This window comes from Burkholderia cenocepacia, assembly GCF_014211915.1.
Lineage (GTDB): Bacteria > Pseudomonadota > Gammaproteobacteria > Burkholderiales > Burkholderiaceae > Burkholderia > Burkholderia orbicola.
This window is the reverse complement of the sequence record NZ_CP060039.1, coordinates 3284345-3301247: the sequence shown is the minus strand read 5'-3', so window position 1 is coordinate 3301247 and position 16903 is coordinate 3284345. Positions and strand designations below refer to the sequence as shown.

Genomic DNA, 16903 nt, shown 5'->3' with positions numbered 1-16903 from the left:
ACAAAATGGGGGACCGTGCATGTCGCGCACGGCAGCTACAATGCAAAGCCGTTGCGCGTCGCGCAACGGCGGCTACTGATTTCGCAACCAACATGATCGCGACACGAATCCTGCGCCGGCCGCGCGTACTGATCGTCGGCTGCGGCGACGTCGGCATGCGCTGCGTCGCGCAATGGCGTAACGCGCGCCCCGACCTGCATATCCTCGCGCTGACGAGCCATCCGGCCCGCCGCGACGAACTGCGCGCCGCGGGCGCGACGCCGATCGTCGGCGATCTCGATCGTCCGGCGACGCTCGGCCGTCTCGCGGGCCTCGCCCGCACGATCCTGCATCTTGCGCCGCCGCCATCCGACGGTCGAGACGACCGGCGCACGCGTGCGCTGATCGCCGCAACGTCCATGCCCGCGCGTCGGCCGGCGGCACCGCCGGCCCCGGCGGTCGGCCGGCTCCGAACGCTGCGCACCGCGGCGCGACAGGCCGGCGCGCCCGTTCGGGCAGCGCGTATTGTACCCGAGGGCCTTCGCGCGCCGACGCTCGTCTATGCCAGTACGACGGGCGTCTACGGCGACTGCGGCGGCGCGCGCATCGACGAAACGCAGCCGCTGCGCCCCGCGAATCCGCGCGCGTTCCGGCGCGTGTCGGCCGAGCGGCAACTGCGCGCGGCGACGGTTCGCGGCGTGCTGTCCGCGCGCATCGTGCGCATCCCCGGCATCTATGCGGCGAACCGCCTGCCGGTCGCGCGGCTCGAGCGCGGCACGCCGGCGCTCGAGCCGGCCGACGACGTCTACACGAACCACATCCATGCGGACGATCTCGCGGCGATCCTGCGCCGGGTGGTCGAGCGCGGCAAGCCGGCGCGCGTCGTGCACGCGTCGGACGACACCGAATGGCGGATGGGAGAGTATTTCGACCGGGTCGCGCAGGTGCTCGGCCTGCCGAAGCCGCCGCGCGTGAGCCGCGCGGACGCCGAGCGCCTGCTCGAGCCGACGCTGCTGTCGTTCATGCGCGAGTCGCGGCGCCTGTCCAACACACGGCTCAAGGCCGAATTGTGCGTGACGTTGCGCTATCCGACCGTAGACGATTTCCTTCAAACGCTCGCGCCGGCCAGCGCGTCAGGTGAGCGCCGGTAACGCCTCGATCAGCAGGAAGCACAGCAGCGCACCGATCAGCGCGCCGATCAGGTTCGGATGATATTTGTGCTTCAGATGCATCGTGGCCAGCAGGCCTCCGATCACGATGACACCGATGACCGCGAACGCGATCATCACCGACGACAGTTCGAAAGAATGGTTGATGTTCATGATGCCTCCCCTGCATCGCTGCTCTTGCAGCTTGTGATTTCAGTATAGCGGGGGAACCTGCGGCCGAGACGCGGCCAGGCACCGAACGGTCGTGCGGATTTTCCCTTACAGGGTTTTGACGGAATTGCGCAGCGCGGCAAGGTCGGCTTCGTCGAGCCATCGCCATGCGCCGGGCGCGAGGTCGGCCGGCAGCGCGAACCCCCGATGCTTTCGCGGTGCAGCAATTCGACGCGGTTGCTCGCCGCGGCGACCATCCGCTTGACCTGGTGGTACTTGCCTTCGAGCACGGTCAGCGCGAGTGCATGCGTGTCGCGGGCGTCGGCGGCGACGGCCGCGATCGGCTTCGGTTCGCCATGCAGTTGCACGCCGGTGCGCAGCGCGTGCAGTTGCGTGTCGTCGAGCGGGTGGCGCACGGTCGCGACGTAGGTCTTCGGCACCTTGCGCTTCGGCGACGTGTACGCGTGCACGAACTGGCCGTCGTCGGACAGCAGCAGCAGGCCGGTCGTGTCCTGGTCGAGCCGGCCGACGCACTGCACGCCGCGCGCGACGAGCGGCGCGGGCAGCAGGCTGAACACGCTCGCATGGTGCTGCGGATCGCGCGAACACTCGTAGCCCGCCGGCTTGTTGAGCGCGAGGTACGCGCGCGCATGGAACGGCCATGCCGTATCGTCGACCGAGAACACGAGGCCGGCGGTGTCGAAGGGGGCGTCCGGGTCGGTCGCGGCGGCGCCCGCGACGGCGACGCGGCCCGCTTCGATCAGGCCGCGGCACTGGCGGCGCGAGCCGAAGCCCTGGGTATAGAGAATGCTTTCGAGATCCATAGCGCGCGCATTCTATCAAGCACCGGCGCATGGGCGGCATGAACGCGCCCGCGCTGGTAAGCTGCCGGGACGCCGCGCGGCGCGCGGCACCCGTTCATTCTTCACGGAAAGTCCATGCCTTTCGATTCATTCCCGTTCGGCCGCCACGCTGCCGCCGTCATCGCGGCCGCGACCGTTTCGTCGGCCGCGTTCGCGCATGCGCATCTCGCGAAGAGCGATCCGGCGGCGGGCGCGGCGCTGGCCGCCGCACCAGCGGCCGTCACGATCGACTTCACCGAGCCGCTGGAGCCGGCATTCAGCTCGATCGTCGTCGTCGACGGCGACGGCAAGACGGTGTCGAACGACCGCGCGCGCATCGACGCATCGAACCGCAAGCGGATGACGGTGCCGCTCGCGGCGCTCGGCACCGGCGCGTATACGGTGAAGTGGGTGGCCGTCGCGACCGACGGGCATCGCACGCAGGGCGCATACGGCTTCAGCGTGAAGTAACGCAACGGCGGCGGCAGGCCCGTGCCAGGGTTGCCGCCCGCCTTTATCCGACAGGAGGCTCCCGCATGAATCCGACGACGCTCGACGCACTCGCCGATTTCCCTCGTCAGCTCGAAGCGCATTTCGCGGCCGTGCCCGACGGCTATGCGCGCTGGACACCCGACGACTGGGCCGGCATGCCGAGCGAGCATTTCTCGCCGCTCGGGCAGCTCTGCCACGTGCGCGACATCGAGATCGACGGCTATCACGTGCGGCTGCGGCGCATGCTCGACGAAGACCGGCCGCTGCTCGTGTCGATCGACGGCGACGCGCTCGCGATCGAGCGGCGCTACGACGACGCGTATGCGTCCGACGTGCTCGCGGCGATCCGCGGCGCACGACGCGAAACGCTGGAATGGCTGTCGCGCCTCACGCCCGCACAGTTCGAGCGTACCGGCGAGTTCGACGGCTACGGTTCGCTGACCGTGCGCGGGCTCGTCCATTACCTGTGCAGCCACGACCAGCAGCATCTGGCCGGCATGCAGTGGCTGCTCGGCAAGATCGACGCGGCGCTGTACGCGCGCTGACCGGGCCCGCGGCCGCGCTCGGCTTCAGAATCCGGCGCCGCCGTCGGTGCGGCAGACCACCTTGTGCCGCTTTGATTGGATCGGTTTTCTGGATAATCCATCCAGCCGCGGCCGGCTGACCGGCGCGTCGCACATGCCTACACTCCTAGCTTCGTTCAACGAAAAAAGGAGTCAACCGTGGCAACTCATACGCTCGCAGACAAGGTCGTCCTGATCGCAGGCGGCGCAAAGAATCTCGGCGGCCTGATCGCCCGGGACCTGGCGGGCCACGGCGCGAAGGCGGTGGCGATTCACTACAACAGCGCGGCGTCGCAGGCGCAGGCCGAGGAGACGGCTGCCGCGGTGCGTGCGGCCGGCGCGGAGGCCGCGACGTTCCAGGCGGACCTGACGACGGCCGCCGCGGTCGAGAAGCTGTTCGACGACGCGAAGCAGCGCTTCGGCAAGATCGACATCGCGATCAACACGGTCGGCAAGGTGCTGAAGAAGCCGCTCACCGAGATCAGCGAGGCCGAATACGACGAGATGTTCGCGGTCAACAGCAAGTCGGCGTTCTTCTTCATCAAGGAAGCCGGCCGGCACCTCGAGGATCACGGCAAGCTCGTCACGCTCGTGACGTCGCTGCTCGGCGCGTTCACGCCGTTCTACGCGGCGTACGAAGGATCGAAGGCGCCGGTCGAGCACTTCACGCGCGCGGCATCGAAGGAGTACGGCGCGCGCGGGATCTCGGTGACGGCTGTCGGGCCGGGCCCGATGGACACGCCGTTCTTCTATCCGGCCGAAGGCGCCGACGCGGTCGCGTATCACAAGACGGCCGCCGCGCTGTCGCCGTTCAGCAAGACGGGGCTGACCGACATCGAGGACGTCGTGCCGTTCATCCGCCATCTGGTGACCGACGGCTGGTGGATCACCGGGCAGACGATCCTGATCAACGGCGGCTATACGACCAAGTAACCGGGGCGCTTGCCGGCCGCGCGGCGCACCGCACTGGCGCGTTTGCGTAGACAATGGACGGGCGCGCGACCACGAGGCCGCGCGCCCGTTTTCTCTGTGTCGCCGAAGCCGGCCGCGATGCGCGGCGGCCGGCGGCGACCGTCGTTCGAACCCGGGTTTGCCGCCGATGGACAAGCTGGATCAGGTCAGGATCTTCCTGCAGGTTGCCGAGATGGGCAGCTTCATCAAGGCCGCGCATGCGCTCGACGTGCCGCGCGCGACCGTGTCGGCGGCCGTCCAGCAGCTCGAAACGGCGCTCGGCACGCGTCTGTTGCACCGCACGACCCGCCAGGTGCAGCTGACCGCCGACGGCGCGCTGCTGCTCGAGCGCGGCCGGCGCCTGCTCGCGGAGGCCGACGAACTCGACCGCCTGTTCCGGCGCCGCGACCGCGACGTGGTCGGGCGGCTGAACGTCGACGTGCCGAGCCGGATCGCGCGCCGCGTCGTGGCGCCGGCGCTGCCGTCGCTGTTTCGCCGCCACCCGAAGCTGCAACTGTCGCTCGGCTCGACGGACCGCTCGATCGACCTCGTGCAGGAGGGCGTCGATTGCGCGATCCGTGTCGGGCGGCTCACGGACAGCAGCCTCGTCGTGCGGCCGCTCGGGCAGTTCACGCTGATCAACTGCGCGAGCCCCGACTATCTGCGCGAGTGCGGCGTACCCGAGCATCCGGATGCGCTCGCGCACGGGCACTGGGCGATCGGCTATGCGTCGCCGACGACCGGGCGCGAGCTCGGCTGGGAATACTGCGCGGACGGGCAGCGGCACACGCTGACGCTGCCGAGCCGCGTGATCGTCAACAACGCCGAAACCTATATCGCCGGCTGCATCGCCGGAATGGGCTTGATCCAGATTCCGCGCTTCGACGTCGAGCATCTGCTTGCAAGCGGCGCGCTCGTCGACGTGATGCCCGGCCACCGCGCCGAGCCGATGGACGTGTCGGCCGTGTATCCGCACCGCCGGCATCGCTCGCGGCGGCTCAACGCGTTCATCGAGTGGTTCGGCGCGTTGATGGCGGATGCGTTGAACGACGCGGGCGCGCGCGGCAGCGGCGACTGACGGCGGCATCGTGCCGGTATCCAGTGGGCCGGCCTGCTGCTCGCCGGCCGATCGGCTCCGGTGCGAGGCGGCCCGTGCGACGAGCGCACAGCGCGTGTTCAGGCGGCGAACTGCCGCGTGCGCCCGGTGGCCCGCACCGCGTCGATCAGCGCGGCGCCGGCGCCCGCGGGTTTCGACGCGAATGCGTAAAAGCGTGCGGCCGGCAGCGCCGGCAGGCCGTCGTGCGGCCCGCATTCCCGCAAGCCGTCGCGCAATTGGCTGCGCGCGAGCGTCGTGACCGCGAAGCCGGCGAGCGCGGCCGACATGCAGCCGGCCATGCTCGCGCTTTCGAACAGCACGCGAAACGGCCGCAGCGCCGCGGCGAGCGCGGACACCGCGGCTTCCCGGTACACGCATGGTTCCGGAAACAGCGCGAGCGGCACGCCTTCCTCGGCGTCGAGCGCCGTATCGGCCGCGAAGGCCCACACGAGCGGCTCCTCCCACAGCAGTTCGGCGGGCGTGTCGACCTGTCGGCATTGCTTGCCGAACACGACGTCGAGCCGGCCGAACGTCTGCTCCCGCAGCAGCGATGCGGTGATGCCGACCTTCAGTTCGATCGATGCGCGCGGATGGCTGTCGCGGAAGGTGCGCAGCACCTGCGGCAGCCACGTACCCGCGAAATCCTCCGACGCGCCGATCCGCAGCGGCCCGTGCGCCGGCGCGCCGCGCAGCCGTGCCCGCACCTCGCGTTCCATGTCGACGATGTTGCGCGCGTACGCGTACAGCGTGTCGCCGGCCGGCGTCAGCGCGATGCGGCGGGTGGTGCGCGCCAGCAGCACGGTGCCGGCCGCCTGTTCGAGCCGCTTGATGTGGCCGCTCACCGCGGACGGCGTCAGCGCGAGGCGTTCCGCGGCCGGCGCGAACCCGCGGCGGTCGACGACTTCGAGAAAGGTGCGCAGCAGCGCGATGTCGAGCGTGGTCGACGCGGGGTCGGTCGGCGGTGGCATGGATCGATTCAATGCAAGATTTGAAGAATGAATCATGATACTCCGTGAATCGTGATGAAAGACCGACCTACCATCGTAGGTTCATGGTGATCTCACGGAGTACACGATGACGACCTATGCGCATGCGACGACCGCGTCGCTCGACATTGCCTATCTCGAATGGAACCCGCGCGGCGAACGCGTGGCCGTGCTGCTGCACGGCTGGCCGGACAGCCCGGTCGGCTGGGAGGCGGTGGCATCGGCGCTGGCCGCGCACGGCTATCGCGTGTTGGCCCCCGCGTTGCGCGGCTTCGCGCCGACGCGCTTTCGCGACGCGTCCGTGCCGCGCAGCGGCCAGCTCGCCGCGCTCGGGTGCGACTTGCTCGAATTCGTCGATGCGCTCGGTATCGAGCGGCCCGTGCTGGTCGGGCACGACTGGGGCGCCCGCGCGGCCGCGAACGCGTGCGGGCTACGCGACGGTGTTGCCTCGCAGCTCGTGATGCTGTCGGTCGGCTACGGCACCAACGATCCCGCCCAGCCGCTGTCGCTGCAGCAGGCGCGCAACTACTGGTATCACTGGTTCATGGCGACGCCGCGCGGCGAGCAGGCGCTGCGCGACGACCGCCGCGCGTTCGCGCGCCTGATGTGGGATACGTGGTCGCCGCCGGGCTGGTATCGCGACAGCGATTTCGACGCGGCGGCCGCCGCGTTCGACGGACCCGACTGGATCGACGTCGTGCTGCATTCGTACCGGCAGCGCTGGGGCTTCGCGCCAGGCACGCCGGCTTATGCCGACGACGACGCGCGGCTGAACCCGGCGCCCGTGCTGACGGTACCGACACTCGTGCTGCATGGCGGCGCAGACACCTGCAATCATCCCGACAGCTCGGCCGGGCGCGAGCGGTTCTTCGCGGGGCGCTACGAGCGGCAGGTGCTCGACGGTATCGGGCACTTTCCGCAGCGCGAATCCGCGGCGGCGGTCGCTGACGCGATTCTCGGCTTCTGCGAGCAGGATTGACGCGCGCCGGCCGGCCCGGCGCGCGAAGAAATCAGCCGCCGACACGCGGCGCGAGCAGATCGGCGAGCCCGATGTTCCGGAACATCTCGCGGCGGATGCGATCGCCGATGCGGAACACTTCCTCGGCGCCGTCCTGCGACGGGTCGACGAACACGCGGTAGGGGCGCTTGCCGGCCGGCGCCGCGACGAGCTCGGCAATCGCCGTGGCGACGGCGCCGGCGTCGGCGTCCGCCGGTTCGAGCGCGGCGAGGCCGGTCAACGCCTGATCGGCGACGCCCGCGTACGGCCCGCTGTCGTAGGCAGCCTGCACGGCGGTATCGGCCGGCTTGCCCGCATGGAGGAAGTGATTCGTGCCTCGGGTGAACGCGCCCGGCACGACGATCGACGTTTCGATGCCCCAGCGGGCGAGTTCGGCGGCGTAGGACACCGCGAGCGAGTCCATCGCGGCTTTCGCGGCGAAGTAGGGCGCGAGGAACGGCGGGGTGCCGCCGCGCGCCGACGAGGACGACACCCACACGAGCAGGCCGCGGCCTTGGCGGCGCAGGTGCGGCAGCGCCGCGCGGTTCACGCGCTGGGTCGACACGACGTTGACGTCGTAGAGCTGCGCAAGCTGCTCCGGCGTGAAGGCTTCGGCCGGCCCGAACACCATGTGGCCGGCGTTGTGGACGACGACGTCCAGACGGCCGTTGTCGGTGATCACGCGCTCGATGGCGGCGTCGACCGATGCGTCGTCGCCGACGTCGAGTTCGAGGCTGCGCAGGTCGACGCCGTGTTCCTGCGCATAGGCCGCGACGGCGGCGGCGCGCGGCGCGTTGCGCCCGGCGCGCTCGCGCATCGATGCATAGACCGTTTGACCGGCGCGCGCGAGCGCCTGGGCCGTCAGCAGGCCGAAGCCGCTGGACGCGCCGGTGACGAGGACGACTTCCTTCATGAGCGATCTCCTGGCAGAAAGATGAGGTGGCGGCGAGGGGTTCGTCAGCACATGCCGCCGTTGGCGCGCAGGATCTGGCCGTTGATCCACGCACCGTCCGGGCCGGCGAGGAACGCGACGACGCGCGCGATGTCGTCGGGCTGGCCGAGCCGCTCGAGCGGGTTCAGCTTCGCGAGCCGCTCGACGAGTTCCGGGCTCTTGCCCTGCAGGAACAGCTCGGTCGCGACCGGCCCGGGCGCGACGGCATTCACGCGGACGCCGCGCCCGCGCATTTCCTGCGCAAGCACCTGCGTGAGACTTTCGACCGCCGCCTTGCTGGCGACGTACACGCCGTAAGTCGGCATGCGCATGCCGATCACGCTGGTCGACAGGTTGATGATGCGTCCGCCGTCGCGCACCCGCCTGGCCGCTTCGCGGCAGACGTTGAAGGTGCCCTTCACGTTGATGGCGAGCGTTTCGTCGAACAGCGCATCGTCGCAGTCGGCGATGGTCGCGAGCTTCATCACGCCCGCGGAATTGACCACCACATCCAGACCGCCGAATGCTTGTTGCGCGGTGTCGAACAGCGCGGCCACGGCCGCCGGGTCGGCGACGTTCGCCTGCACCGCGACCGCATGGCCGCCGTCGGCGACGATCGCGTCGACCACTTCGCGGGCCGGGCCGGCGCTCCCGGCATAGTTGACGACGACCCGGAATCCGTCCCGGGCGAGTTGGCGGGCGATTTCCGCGCCGATGCCGCGCGACGAACCCGTGACGAGGGCGACCTGTTCCGATGTGCTCATGTCCTGCTCCTGATGACTGGATGAATGCCGTTCGATCCGGCGACAGGACAACTGTAGGCTTCCTCGATAAATAAAAATAATGAATAATGATCAGTAGATGAATGACTAAAAGTATGTCTCATGGGATTCGACAGCAGGCTGCTCAGCGGTATCGGTGTGCTCTCCGCGGTGATCGAGGCCGGCACCTTCGCGCGGGCGGGCGAGGCGATGGGGCTGACTCAACCGGCGGTGAGCCGCGCCGTCGCCCGGCTGGAAGAGCGGGTCGGCATCCGGATCTTCAACCGGACGGCCCGCGCGATCACGTTGACCGACGAAGGGCGACGCTTTTACGAGGCGGTCGCGCCGCTGCTGGCCGGCATCGAGGAGGCGGCGCTCGACGCCGGCCAGTCGAAGGCGCGCGTGAGAGGGCGGCTGAGGGTCAATGTGGACGGTACGTTCGGCCACTACGTGCTGGCGCCGCGGATGGCGGAATTTCTCGACCGCTTTCCCGATCTGTCGGTCGAGATCAGCGTGCGGGACCGGATGGGCGACCTCGTCGCCGACGGCTTCGACGTGGCCGTGCGCTTCGGTATCCCGGAGCCGTCGTCGTATCGTGCGCGACTGCTGCTCGAGACGCGTGTGCTGACCTGCGCATCGGCGGCCTACGTCGCGCGTCATGGCGAACCGCGTCATCCGCGCGATCTCGCGGACGGGCATCGTTGCGTGCTGATCCGCGATCCGGTGACGGGGCGACCGTACGAATGGGAGTTTCATCGCGGCAAGGAAGTGGTGCCGGTCGACGTCGCCGGCAGGTTGACCGTCAACGATACGGGCGGGCTGCTCGGCGCGTGCCTGGGCGGCGTCGGCATCGCGCAACTGCTGGGGCTCTATGCGCGGGAGATCCTCGCCGACGGGCGGTTGGTTCAGTTGTTGCCCGAGTGGGCCGACGAGACTTTTCCGCTTTATGCGTATCACCACGCGTCGAATCTCGTTTCGGCCAAGGTTAGGGTGTTTCTCGACTTCGTCCGCGAGTTGATGGCCTGAGTTGAGTATCTGCACGGCGAACGGCGGCCGTCGGGTCATTCGGTGCGATGGGGAACGTTGTCCGGGAACGGATAGGGCGCCTGCGGCCCGGGCCAGTCGGGTACGGGCGGCGCGCTCAGTATGTCGCACCCGCCGAGCATAAGCGCCAGCACGGTGGCGAGCACCCCGCGGCAGATCCGGCATGAAATCGTGCGCATGGACATGGGCGCCTCCATGGTCGGCATTCCCTGATGCTTGGACTACCGGAGCGGGCCACCTGTTGCGGCGAACGCGGCGCGACAACAAAAAACCCGCGAAGCGGCGAGCTTGCGCGGGTTTCGACAGTTGCAGCGCATGACGCTGCGAAATTCTGGTGCCCAGGGCCGGAATCGAACCGGCACGCCTTGCGGCGGGGGATTTTGAGTCCCCTGCGTCTACCAATTTCACCACCTGGGCTTGATCCTGGCCGCGCGCCCGATGCAGATTGTGCGCGGCGAAACGCGGATTATGGCGGAAAACCGGGCACCGGGCAAGCAGCCCGGCGACCGGCTGCTTCTGCTACTGGCTCAGGTACACGAACCGGCCCTGCTTCACGATCCCCATCACGCTCGCGCGCTGGTCGAGCCCCACGTGATCCTTGTCGCTGGTATTGACGACGCCGTTCGGCACGACGAGCTCGTGCGCGCGTTCGAGCTCGCGGCGCAGCGCCGCGCGGAACGCGGGCGTGCCGGGTTGCGCCGCTTTCAGCGCGCGGCCGACCGCATCGGCGAGGCGCGGGTACACGCCCGCCGCATCGCCCGCGAACTGCGTGACCGTGCCGGCGCCGTATTTCGCCTCGTACGCGTCGACGAACGCGAGCGCGGCCTGGCGGGCCGGGTGGTCGGCCGGCAGCGTGCGGGCGACGACCACCGGCTGGGTCGGGAACAGCGTCCCGTCCACATCCTTGCCGCCGAGCTTGATGAATTCCGGCGTCGCAATCCCGTGCGTCTGGTAGATCGGGCCCTTGTAGCCGCGCTCGATCAGCGTGCGCTGCGGCAGTACGGTCGGCGTACCGGCGCCCGCGATCAGGATCGCGTCCGGCTTCGCCGCGATCAGTTTCAGCGCCTGGCCGGTGACGCTCGCGTCGGTGCGGTTGAAGCGCTCGGTCGCGATCACGCGGATCTTGCGCAGGTCCGCGAAGCGCGTGAATTCGTTGAGCCAGCTGTCGCCGTAGCTGTCCGCGAAGCCGATGAAGCCGACCGTCTTCACGCCGTGGTTGGCCATGTAGCGGGTCATCACGTCGGCCATCGCGCGGTCGCTCTGCGCCATCTTGAACGCCCAGGTCCGCGCGCCTTCCTGCGGCTCGACGATCGAGCCCGAGCCGACCAGCGTGATCATCGGCGTCTGCGCGGCGGCCACTGCGTCGAGCGCCGCGAGCGCGGCCGGCGTGATGTTCGGGCCGACCACGACGTCGACGTGATCCTCGTCGACCAGCTTGCGGATGTTGCGTACCGCCGCGCCCGGGTCGGACGCGTCGTCGAGCACCGTGACCTGCACGGGTTGCCCGGCGATCGTCTTCGGCCACATCAGGATCGCGTTCTTGCTCGTGATGCCGATCGCGGCGGCCGGGCCGGTCGACGACAGGTCGACGCCGACCTTCAGGTCGGCATGCGCGGCCGCGCAGGCCAGCACGAGGGCGGCGCCGGCGGCGCGGCACAACAGGGCAGGAAGCGTCATGCGGGAATCTCCATCTCCGTCGGGCAACGAAAAGGGGCGCAATGTGCACCCCGGCGTTCATACCTGTCCGTCAAAGCTCGTACGATTCGGCTTCGCCCTTGAGCGCCTGCTCGATCAGCTTGCGGTTCAGCGTGGGCGACAGCAGTTCGACGAGCGTATACACATAGCTGCGCAGGTAGGCACCCTGCTTGAGCGCGACGCGCGTCACGTTGCTGCCGAACAGGTGGCCGACCGGGATCAGCCGCAGGCCGCGGTCGCGCTCGGGATTGAACGCGATGTCGGCCATGATGCCGACGCCGAGGCCGAGTTCGACATAGGTCTTGATCACGTCGGCGTCGATCGCCTCGAGCACGATGTCCGGCGACAGCCCGCGCAGCGCGAACGCATGGTTGATCTTCTTGCGGCCCGCGAACGCGTCGTCGTAGGTGATCAGCGGGTATTGAGCGAGATCGTCGAGCGTGACCGGCTTGCGTTCGAGCAGCGGATGGTCGGCCGGCACGACGGCCGCGTGATGCCACTGGAAGCAGGGCAGCGACACGAGCTCCTTGTAGTCGGAGATCGCCTCGGTGGCGATCGCGAGATCGGCCTGGTCGTGGATCACCATCTCGGCCACCTGCGTCGGGCTGCCTTGCAGGATCGACAGGTGCACCTTCGGAAAGCGCTTCTTGAACTCGGCGATCGCGGCCGGCAGTGAGTAGCGGGCCTGCGTGTGGGTCGCCGCGATGGTCAGGTTGCCCTGGTCCTGCGCTGCATAATCCTTCCCGACCCTTTTAAGGCTTTCCACTTCCTGGAGAATTCGCTCGACCGACGCGAGAATGATCCGGCCCGGCTCGGTGAGCGAGCGCACGCGCTTGCCGTGCCGCGTGAAGATCTCGACGCCCAGCTCGTCCTCGAGCTCGATGATCGCCTTCGACACCCCCGGTTGCGACGTGTAGAGCGCCTTGGCGGCCTCGGTGAGGTTGAAATTCTGCCGGACGGCCTCGCGCACGAAGCGAAATTGGTGCAGGTTCATTTATAACCCTTCCGCATATCAACAGAATTTTTTAGTCGTTTGAAATATAAGGCGAGTTTATTACGATTCACCGGAGTTTTTCAAATATGGATATCTGTTTTCGTCATTAGCAATCCAGCCGGCAGCGGTTGGCGGCGATGACGACGGAACGGAGATTCGGGCGCGACGTGGCTAGGACGTCGCGCAGTCACCACGAAAACCCTGGGGTCCCCGAATGTATCAGTACGACCAATACGACCAGACGATCGTCGACGAGCGAGTCGCGCAGTACCGCGATCAGGTGCGCCGCCGGCTGTCGGGCGAGTTGAGCGAAGACGAATTCCGTCCGCTGCGTCTGCAGAACGGCCTGTACATGCAGCGCCACGCGTACATGCACCGCATCGCGATTCCGTACGGCAACCTGCGCAGCGACCAGCTCCGGATGCTGGCGCGCATCGCCCGCGAACACGACCGCGGCTACGGCCATTTCTCGACCCGCTCGAACATCCAGTTCAACTGGATCGAGCTGGAAGACACGCCCGAGATCCTCGCGAAGCTCGCGTCGGTGCAGATGCATGGCATCCAGACGTCGGGCAACTGCATCCGCAACATCACGGCCGACCAGTTCGCCGGCGTCGCGCAGGACGAAGAGATCGATCCGCGTCCGTGGGCCGAGATCCTGCGCCAGTGGTCGACGTTCCACCCCGAATTCGCGTGGCTGCCGCGCAAGTTCAAGATCGCAGTGTCGGGCTCGAAGCGCGACCGCGCGGCCGTGCAGATCCACGACCTCGGCGTGTACCTGAAGAAGAACGCGCAGGGCGAGGTGGTCGCGAGCATCCTCGCGGGCGGCGGCCTCGGCCGTACGCCGATCGTCGGCGCGGTGATCAAGGAAGACCTGCCGTGGCAGCACCTGCTCACGTACTGCGAAGCCGTGCTGCGCGTGTACAACCGTTACGGTCGCCGCGACAACCTGTACAAGGCGCGCATCAAGATCCTCGTGAAGGCGCTGTCGCCGGCGAAGTTCGCGCAGCAGGTCGAGGAAGAATGGCAGCACCTGAAGGATGGCCCGTCGACGCTCACGCAGGCCGAAATCGACCGCGTGTCGCAGTACTTCCAGCCGCCCGTCTACGAGAAGCTGGCCGACACCGACGCGTCGTTCGAACAGCACCTGCTCGAGAACAAGGCGTTCGCGCGCTGGGTCGAGCGTAACGTCGCGCCGCACAAGGTGCCGGGCTATGCGGCCGTCACGCTGTCGCTGAAGGACCACCGCGTGGCCCCGGGCGACGCGACCGACGCGCAGATGGATCTGGTCGCCGACTGGGCCGACGCGTATTCGTTGGGCGAGCTGCGCGTGTCGCACGAGCAGAACCTGATTCTCGCGAACGTGAAGAAGCGCGACCTGTTCGCGCTGTGGGAAAAGGCGAAGGCGGCCGGTTTCGCGACGCCGAACGTCGGCCTGCTGACCGACATCATCGCGTGCCCGGGCGGCGACTTCTGCTCGCTCGCGAACGCGAAGTCGATCCCGATCGCGCTGGCGATCCAGCAGCGTTTCGACGATCTCGACTACGTGTACGACCTCGGCGACCTGTCGCTGAACATTTCCGGTTGCATGAACTCGTGCGGTCACCACCACGTCGGCAACATCGGCATCCTGGGCGTCGACAAGGACGGCGCCGAGTGGTACCAGGTGTCGCTCGGCGGCGAGCAGGGCACGGGCCGCAACGGCGCGCGTCTCGGCCGCGTGATCGGGCCGTCGTTCTCGGCGGAAGAAGTGCCCGACGTGATCGCGACGCTGATCGATACGTTCGTCGAGGCGCGCATCGACGGCGAGCGCTTCATCGACACGTACGACCGCATCGGCATCGCGCCGTTCAAGGAGCGCGTGTATGCGGCGCGCCAGGCAGTGAACGCGTAACCAACCGGGTAGAGGGAATTTGCAGATGGCTTCGATTATCAAGAACCGCGCAGTGATCGACGACGCATGGCAGGTCGTACGCGCGGCGGAAGACGGTACGCTGCCCGCGGTCGACGCATTGCCGGCCGGCAAGGTGCTGGTGCCGTTCGCGTTGTGGCAGGCCGAGCGCGCGGCGCTCGTCGCCGCGAAGACGAAGGACGAACTCGGCGTGTGGCTCGCGCCGGACAGCGAACCGGCCGATCTCGTGGCCGACTTCGGCGCGATCTCGCTGATCGCCGTCGACTTCCCGCGCTTCGCGGACGGCCGCGGCTACAGCATCGCGCGCCTGCTGCGCGAGCGTCATGGCTGGACCGGCGAGCTGCGCGCGATCGGCGACGTGCTGCGCGACCAGTTGCTGTACATGTCGCGTTGCGGCTTCGACGCGTTCGCGGTGCGTGCCGACAAGGACATCCACGACGCGCTGAAAGCGTTCACCGAATTCACGCAGCGTTACCAGGGCGCGTTCGACGAGCCGGCGCCGCTGTTCCGCCGCCGCGAGGCGGCTGCCGCCAAGGTGAGCGCATGAGCACCGCGACCGCCCCCGCGCTGACGCCGGAACTCGCCGCGAAGGTCGAGCGCCTCGACGCGTTGCTCGCGCGGATCGGCGAGCGTCACGACAAGGTGAAATTCGCGAGCAGCCTCGCCGCGGAAGACATGCTGCTCACGCACGCGATCCTGTCGAAGGGCGTGTCGATCGGCATCTTCTCGCTGAACACGGGCCGCCTGCACGCGGAAACGCTCGGCATGATCGACCGCGTGCGCGAGCGCTACGGCTACGAGATCGAGCAGTTCCATCCGCGGCAGGACGCGGTCGACCAGTATGTGGCCGAGCACGGCCTGAACGCGTTCTACGAGAGCGTCGAGCTGCGCAAGTCGTGCTGCCACATCCGCAAGGTCGAGCCGCTGAACCGCGCGCTGGCCGACGTCGGCGCGTGGGTGACGGGCCAGCGCCGCGAGCAGTCGGTCACGCGCGCGGAGCTGCACGAGGAAGAACAGGACGAAGCGCGCGGGATCGCGAAGTACAACCCGCTCGCCGACTGGACGGAAGCCGACGTGTGGGCGTACCTTAACGCGTTTGACGTGCCGGTCAACCCACTGCATGCCCGCGGCTATCCGAGCATCGGCTGCGAGCCATGCACGCGCGCGATCCGTCCCGGCGAGGACAGCCGCGCGGGCCGCTGGTGGTGGGAATCGCGCGACACGAAGGAATGCGGGCTGCACATCACGACGATCACCCCGATTCCCGCGGATGCCGAAGCCGGCGCCGCGCACTGAAAGCCGACAAGAAACTGAATATTGCGCCGCCTGCGACAGCGGGCGGCACGAACCCAGAAGAGAAGGACTGAAATCATGAGCACGACGCTCGAGCAATCCGCCTTTGCCCCGCCCACCGGCGCCGACAGCCGTATGGGCCACCTCGACTGGCTCGAAGCCGAGTCGATCCACATCCTGCGCGAACTGGTTGCCGAATGCAGCAAGCCGGCACTGTTGTTCTCGGGCGGCAAGGATTCGGTCGTCGTGCTGCATCTGGCGCTGAAGGCGTTCGGCCTCGGCGCGAACCGCAAGACGACGCTGCCGTTCCCGCTCGTGCACATCGACACGGGCCACAACTACGAGGAAGTGATCGACTTCCGCGATCGCCGTGCGCAAGAGCTCGGCGCCGAGCTGGTGGTCGGCCACGTCGAGGATTCGATCAAGCGCGGCACGGTCGTGCTGCGCCGCGAGACCGATTCGCGCAACGCCGCGCAGGCCGTCACGCTGCTCGAGACGATCGAACAGCACGGCTACACGGCGCTGATCGGCGGCGCGCGCCGCGACGAAGAGAAGGCGCGTGCGAAGGAGCGGATCTTCTCGTTCCGCGACGAATTCGGCCAGTGGGACCCGAAGGCGCAGCGCCCGGAACTGTGGAGCCTGTACAACGCCCGCCTGCACAAGGGCGAGCACCTGCGCGTGTTCCCGATCTCGAACTGGACCGAGCTCGACGTGTGGCAGTACATCGCGCGCGAGAACCTCGAACTGCCGTCGATCTATTACGCGCACCAGCGCGAGATCGTGCGCCGCAACGGGCTGCTCGTGCCGGTCACGCCGCTCACGCCGATGCGTGACGGCGAGACGAGCGAGCTGGCGCAGGTGCGCTTCCGCACGGTCGGCGACATCAGCTGCACGTGCCCGGTCGAGAGCGACGCGGACGACGTCGAGAAGATCATCGCCGAGACGGCGGTGACCGAGATCACCGAGCGCGGCGCGACCCGGATGGACGACCAGGCCTCCGAAGCCGCGATGGAACAGCGCAAGAAGCAAGGTTATTTCTGAAGCACAC

The 16903-nt window shown here is 68.3% G+C and carries 18 protein-coding genes, 1 tRNA gene and 1 pseudogene; 11 read left to right on the top strand and 9 right to left on the bottom strand.

Features of this window, described 5'->3' with window-relative positions; all coding sequences use genetic code 11:
- The first annotated feature begins 92 nt into the window (after nucleotides 1-92).
- Entirely contained in the window at nucleotides 93-1130 is a 1038-nt protein-coding gene (locus SY91_RS15625; RefSeq protein ID WP_124592350.1) for an NAD-dependent epimerase/dehydratase family protein, read from the top strand.
- Here SY91_RS15625 and SY91_RS15620 read toward each other — a convergent pair.
- Both SY91_RS15620 and SY91_RS15615 read right to left on the bottom strand, forming a co-directional pair.
- On the bottom strand, nucleotides 1113-1301 hold the full coding sequence (locus SY91_RS15620) for a hypothetical protein (protein ID WP_011546000.1): 189 nt from the start codon (nucleotides 1299-1301) through the stop codon (nucleotides 1113-1115). The two genes, SY91_RS15625 and SY91_RS15620, sit on opposite strands and share 18 nt — an antisense overlap.
- Nucleotides 1302-1406: 105 nt before the next feature.
- Nucleotides 1407-2122 (bottom strand): annotated as a pseudogene (locus SY91_RS15615) (16S rRNA pseudouridine(516) synthase).
- Nucleotides 2123-2236: 114 nt separating this feature from the next.
- Here SY91_RS15615 and copC point away from each other — a divergent pair.
- The 4 genes from copC to SY91_RS15595 all read left to right on the top strand — a co-directional run bounded on the left by copC (nucleotide 2237) and on the right by SY91_RS15595 (nucleotide 5224).
- Nucleotides 2237-2611, top strand: coding sequence for a copper homeostasis periplasmic binding protein CopC (gene copC, locus SY91_RS15610; protein WP_006478062.1), 375 nt, complete (start codon nucleotides 2237-2239; stop codon nucleotides 2609-2611).
- A 65-nt stretch (nucleotides 2612-2676) separates the two neighbouring features.
- On the top strand, nucleotides 2677-3177 hold the full coding sequence (locus SY91_RS15605; RefSeq protein WP_023477187.1) for a DinB family protein: 501 nt from the start codon (nucleotides 2677-2679) through the stop codon (nucleotides 3175-3177).
- Nucleotides 3178-3354: 177 nt separating this feature from the next.
- Nucleotides 3355-4128 carry an SDR family oxidoreductase gene (locus tag SY91_RS15600; protein ID WP_023477186.1) on the top strand — a complete coding sequence of 258 codons (774 nt, stop codon included), beginning with the start codon at nucleotides 3355-3357 and terminating at the stop codon, nucleotides 4126-4128.
- A gap of 166 nt (nucleotides 4129-4294) precedes the next feature.
- The gene (locus SY91_RS15595; protein WP_006478065.1) at nucleotides 4295-5224 is read left to right on the top strand and encodes a LysR family transcriptional regulator; all 930 of its coding nucleotides are present in this window, start codon (nucleotides 4295-4297) and stop codon (nucleotides 5222-5224) included.
- A 98-nt stretch (nucleotides 5225-5322) separates the two neighbouring features.
- Here SY91_RS15595 and SY91_RS15590 read toward each other — a convergent pair whose 3' ends face one another.
- The gene (locus tag SY91_RS15590) at nucleotides 5323-6210 is read right to left on the bottom strand and encodes a LysR family transcriptional regulator (protein ID WP_043888186.1); all 888 of its coding nucleotides are present in this window, start codon (nucleotides 6208-6210) and stop codon (nucleotides 5323-5325) included.
- A gap of 106 nt (nucleotides 6211-6316) precedes the next feature.
- On the opposite strand from SY91_RS15590, the gene SY91_RS15585 reads away from it, so the two are divergent.
- Nucleotides 6317-7207: an alpha/beta fold hydrolase gene (locus tag SY91_RS15585; RefSeq protein WP_023477183.1), complete on the top strand. Its 891-nt coding sequence runs from the start codon at nucleotides 6317-6319 to the stop codon at nucleotides 7205-7207.
- 31 nt (nucleotides 7208-7238) lie between these two features.
- Here the strand turns inward: SY91_RS15585 and SY91_RS15580 are convergent, their stop codons facing one another.
- Nucleotides 7239-8138, bottom strand: coding sequence for an SDR family oxidoreductase (locus SY91_RS15580; RefSeq protein ID WP_023477182.1), 900 nt, complete (start codon nucleotides 8136-8138; stop codon nucleotides 7239-7241).
- Nucleotides 8139-8182: 44 nt separating this feature from the next.
- Nucleotides 8183-8920, bottom strand: a complete 738-nt coding sequence (locus SY91_RS15575; protein WP_043888184.1) for an SDR family oxidoreductase — start codon at nucleotides 8918-8920, stop codon at nucleotides 8183-8185.
- Between the two features lie 120 nt (nucleotides 8921-9040).
- On the opposite strand from SY91_RS15575, the gene SY91_RS15570 reads away from it, so the two are divergent.
- Complete coding sequence (locus tag SY91_RS15570; RefSeq protein WP_043888182.1) at nucleotides 9041-9943, top strand: LysR family transcriptional regulator; 903 nt, start codon at nucleotides 9041-9043, stop codon at nucleotides 9941-9943.
- Between the two features lie 35 nt (nucleotides 9944-9978).
- On the opposite strand, the gene SY91_RS15565 is transcribed toward SY91_RS15570, so the two are convergent.
- From SY91_RS15565 to SY91_RS15550, 4 genes are all read right to left on the bottom strand, one after another.
- Complete coding sequence (locus SY91_RS15565; RefSeq protein ID WP_023477181.1) at nucleotides 9979-10146, bottom strand: hypothetical protein; 168 nt, start codon at nucleotides 10144-10146, stop codon at nucleotides 9979-9981.
- A 147-nt stretch (nucleotides 10147-10293) separates the two neighbouring features.
- Nucleotides 10294-10378, bottom strand: a tRNA-Leu gene (locus tag SY91_RS15560).
- 102 nt (nucleotides 10379-10480) lie between these two features.
- Entirely contained in the window at nucleotides 10481-11638 is a 1158-nt protein-coding gene (locus tag SY91_RS15555; RefSeq protein ID WP_023477180.1) for an ABC transporter substrate-binding protein, read from the bottom strand.
- 70 nt (nucleotides 11639-11708) lie between these two features.
- On the bottom strand, nucleotides 11709-12650 hold the full coding sequence (locus tag SY91_RS15550) for a CysB family HTH-type transcriptional regulator (protein ID WP_006478072.1): 942 nt from the start codon (nucleotides 12648-12650) through the stop codon (nucleotides 11709-11711).
- 214 nt (nucleotides 12651-12864) lie between these two features.
- Between SY91_RS15550 and SY91_RS15545 the strand changes: the two genes are divergently transcribed.
- From SY91_RS15545 to cysD, 4 genes are all read left to right on the top strand, one after another.
- Nucleotides 12865-14544 carry a nitrite/sulfite reductase gene (locus SY91_RS15545; protein ID WP_006478073.1) on the top strand — a complete coding sequence of 560 codons (1680 nt, stop codon included), beginning with the start codon at nucleotides 12865-12867 and terminating at the stop codon, nucleotides 14542-14544.
- 25 nt (nucleotides 14545-14569) lie between these two features.
- A complete protein-coding gene (locus tag SY91_RS15540) occupies nucleotides 14570-15109 on the top strand; it encodes a DUF934 domain-containing protein (protein WP_006478074.1) in 540 nt (179 codons plus the stop codon).
- A complete protein-coding gene (locus SY91_RS15535; protein ID WP_023477179.1) occupies nucleotides 15106-15858 on the top strand; it encodes a phosphoadenylyl-sulfate reductase in 753 nt (250 codons plus the stop codon). Before SY91_RS15540 ends, SY91_RS15535 begins: the two co-directional genes overlap by 4 nt.
- Nucleotides 15859-15933: 75 nt before the next feature.
- Nucleotides 15934-16896: a sulfate adenylyltransferase subunit CysD gene (gene cysD / locus SY91_RS15530; RefSeq protein ID WP_006478076.1), complete on the top strand. Its 963-nt coding sequence runs from the start codon at nucleotides 15934-15936 to the stop codon at nucleotides 16894-16896.
- Nucleotides 16897-16903 lie beyond the last annotated feature (7 nt).